General features: G+C 44.2%; 3 protein-coding genes. All 3 read left to right on the top strand.

Features of this window, described 5'->3' with window-relative positions:
* Nucleotides 1–331: 331 nt before the first annotated feature.
* The 3 genes from GVY04_00230 to GVY04_00220 all read left to right on the top strand — a co-directional run bounded on the left by GVY04_00230 (nt 332) and on the right by GVY04_00220 (nt 3,067).
* The gene (locus GVY04_00230; protein ID NBD14605.1) at nt 332–571 is read left to right on the top strand and encodes a hypothetical protein; all 240 of its coding nucleotides are present in this window, start codon (nt 332–334) and stop codon (nt 569–571) included.
* Nucleotides 568–1,005: a PIN domain-containing protein gene (locus GVY04_00225; GenBank protein NBD14604.1), complete on the top strand. Its 438-nt coding sequence runs from the start codon at nt 568–570 to the stop codon at nt 1,003–1,005. The genes GVY04_00230 and GVY04_00225 overlap by 4 nt, the downstream gene beginning before the upstream one ends.
* A 274-nt stretch (nt 1,006–1,279) precedes the next feature.
* The gene (locus GVY04_00220; protein NBD14603.1) at nt 1,280–3,067 is read left to right on the top strand and encodes an N-6 DNA methylase; all 1,788 of its coding nucleotides are present in this window, start codon (nt 1,280–1,282) and stop codon (nt 3,065–3,067) included.
* Nucleotides 3,068–3,178 lie beyond the last annotated feature (111 nt).

The following is a 3,178-nucleotide window of genomic DNA, read 5'->3' as shown; positions in this document are numbered from 1 at the left end:
TCGGTGATTACTTTTTTCCAACAGGCTTTGCAAAGTCCTCTCACCGGTGAGCCTTGTCCTTCTCTCATTCCCCAGTTTTGCCACACCTGAATCCTTACTTTATATTTTGCAACCGAGATAAATAGTGAGCAGTTACCAAAGAACAAATAAAATGGAGATAGTAGTGAGCAACAGTTGAGAGCCATGAGAATTATCCAGATAAAAGGAATCATCAAAGATGGGGATTTATCTGTTTCTATTCGCAACTGAAAGACAAACTCTTTGCTAGAAGAAACGGTTGATAGTCTTGATGAGAAAATCAAAGCACAAGAAGCGGAAAACAGAAAATTAAATGATGACTCCCTTATTAGAAAAAGCAATTAATCAGTTGAAGCAGCTTCCTGAAGCAGAACAAACGAGAATAGCTTCCTTGATTCTTAATAACTTAAACTCTCAGCATTTTGAAAAGGTTGCACTCACTAAAGATAGTAACTCTAAATTATCAGAAATTTTGCTGCTACCCGAACTTGAAGAAGGAGAAGAGGAAATTTTTACTAGGAATCAAGACACAGGACGAGAAATTACTTTATGAACTACTTGCTCGATACTTGTGTTCTATCTGAATATGTGAAAAAGCAACCCAATACAGCAGTAATTAATTGGCTAGATCAGCAAAAAGAAGATAATTTGTTGATTAGCATTTTGTCAGTTGGAGAACTAAAAAAAGGCATAATTAAACTGGAACGATCTCAGCCCATCCGCTCTCAAAGTCTTTGGGAATGGGTCGAGAGAATCGAAGTTAGATTTGAAGGAAGAATTTTAACAATTAATCAAAGGGTGATTGATCACTGGGCAAGATTATGTGGAGAATTAGAGGCTAAGGGAACCAAACTAGCTGTTCTGGATAGTTTAATTGCAGCAACCGCCTTAGTTTATGACTTAGCAGTTGTCACTCGTAATGTTAACGATTTTAATGCGACAACTGTTAGGGTTTTTAACCCTTGGGAACTCAAAAATAAACAATAGAAAAAGAACACCTCTACCTATTTTCTTCACTATGAGAAGGTTTCGCACCATGATCAAACCTTCTAAGAGAAAGATTGAGGTATCCTCACGATCAATCAAGTGCTTGAGACCGGTGATGACTTGTCAATCAATCGTGTTTTTACGGTAGAGTGCTATCACTAATTTTGCTATTATCAGCCCACTAAAAAGGCTTAAAAATTAGCCTCTGATTTTGTGATAGCCACCGGACCGCTGATTCATGAAAGTAGAAGGAAATCTCATCACCGCTGATCTGATGCCTGACGTTCTCGCTGGGGAATTGAAAGGGCAAACGCCTGCTGAGTTTGGTTTGAAGCCAACGGATAATCTGGCTGATGAAATCGCGACCACCTGGGGCGATCTGAAAGCTTACTATCAAGCGTTTCAAAGACGGTTAGACCGACTCGATGCCCAAGAGAGTGCGACGAGTCTCACGCGAGAGCAGTGGGTGATTCCGATCTTAGAATTGTTGGGCTATCAACCGGTTTATCAGCAAAAAGCCGCTGTCGTGGAGGGACAAACCTATGCCATTTCCCATCGCGCGGAAGGAGTGGGGAGTCGGGAGTCGGGAATCGGGAGTCGGGAGTGGGGAGTCGGGAATCGGGAACAGAGTTCAGATGAAGAAAAACCGCCCCTGCATATTATCGGTTGTCGGCTTTCTTTGGATCAGCGTCCTGCAAGTGGAACCCCCCGACTATCCGCCCATGCGTTAGTCCAAGAATATCTTAACCGCACGGAACACCTTTGGGCTGTTGTTACCAATGGTCATCAGTGGCGGTTGTTGCGAGATTCTTCTCTGATGACACGGTTAACTTATGTCGAGTTTGATTTAGAACAAATCCTCAATAACGAAGATTATGCGGAGTTTTGTCTGTTTTATCGTCTCTTCCATCGATCGCGCTTACCAGGAGGAATGGAAGACGCTGACGAATGCTTATTAGAATACTACCATCAAGAAGCACGGCAGCAGGGCGGACGTATCCGCGATCGCCTGCGGGATCAGGTAGAGAAAACACTGGAATCATTAGGGACAGGGTTTCTCCAACATCGATCAAACCAACCCCTACGAAACGCGATCGCGCAGGGAGAACTTTCAGAAAAGGACTATTATCGGGAACTGCTGTTACTGATCTATCGCTTGTTATTTCTGTTCGTTGGGGAGTCGCGCAACTTACTCCTCAGTAACGCCGATGCGGAAAAAGCGCGGATTTATCGAGAATATTATAGTCTTGAACGGTTACGCGCGATCGCGGAACGACCGATTCATCGACGAGAAGGGTTTCAAGACTTATGGGAAGGATTAAAAGTTACCTTTGCGTTATTCGATGAAAACTGGCGCGGGGAACTCTTAGGGTTATCTCCCCTCAACGGCGACTTATTCGGTTCTAAGACTCTCTCCCACTTAAAAACCTGTGCCTTAGATAATTATGACTTGCGCCAAGCTATTCGTCAGTTATCCCTCTATGAAAGCCGTCAACAACTGCGACGGATTAACTATTCCGCCTTAGATGTGGAAGAATTAGGGAGTATTTATGAGAGTTTACTGGATTTCCAGCCCAGAATCAGCGAAAATCATGGTATCTATGAATTTAAGTTAGTCCCTGGTAGTGAACGCAAATCCACAGGATCATATTACACCCCGCCAGAATTAGTCGCCCAGTTGATTAAATCTGCATTAGAACCGGTTATCGAGGAATGTTTGCGGGAGTCAGAAATCGGGAGTGGGGAGTCGGGAATCGGGAGTGGGGAAAATGCCTTGTTATCGCTGAAGGTGTGTGACCCCGCCTGTGGTTCCGGACATTTCCTCCTCGCAGCAGCCAGACGCATCGGGAAAGAATTGGCGAGACTGCGAACCGGAGAAGCGCAACCCGGACCCGAAGCGCTACGGAAAGCGGTGCGAGATGTGATTCAAAACTGTATTTATGGTGTCGATTTGAACCCCTTAGCCGTTGACTTGTGTAAAGTCGCGTTGTGGATCGAAGGATTTTGTGAAGGGTATCCCCTCAACTTCCTCGACCATCGCATCAAGTGTGGCGGGACTTAAACAATAAAATTAAACCAAGTGTGGTAAATTGCTTATATATTAACTCTTCTACGTCGCTCCTTAGCTAATGAAAGAAACCACTCCTTCCGCGATGCCTCCCTGCTTCGAGAA

Source organism: Cyanobacteria bacterium GSL.Bin1 (assembly GCA_009909085.1).
In the GTDB taxonomy this organism is placed as follows: Bacteria; Cyanobacteriota; Cyanobacteriia; order Cyanobacteriales; family Rubidibacteraceae; genus Halothece.
Note: the sequence above shows the minus strand (reverse complement) of the source record. Positions and strands in the feature narration are given on the sequence as shown.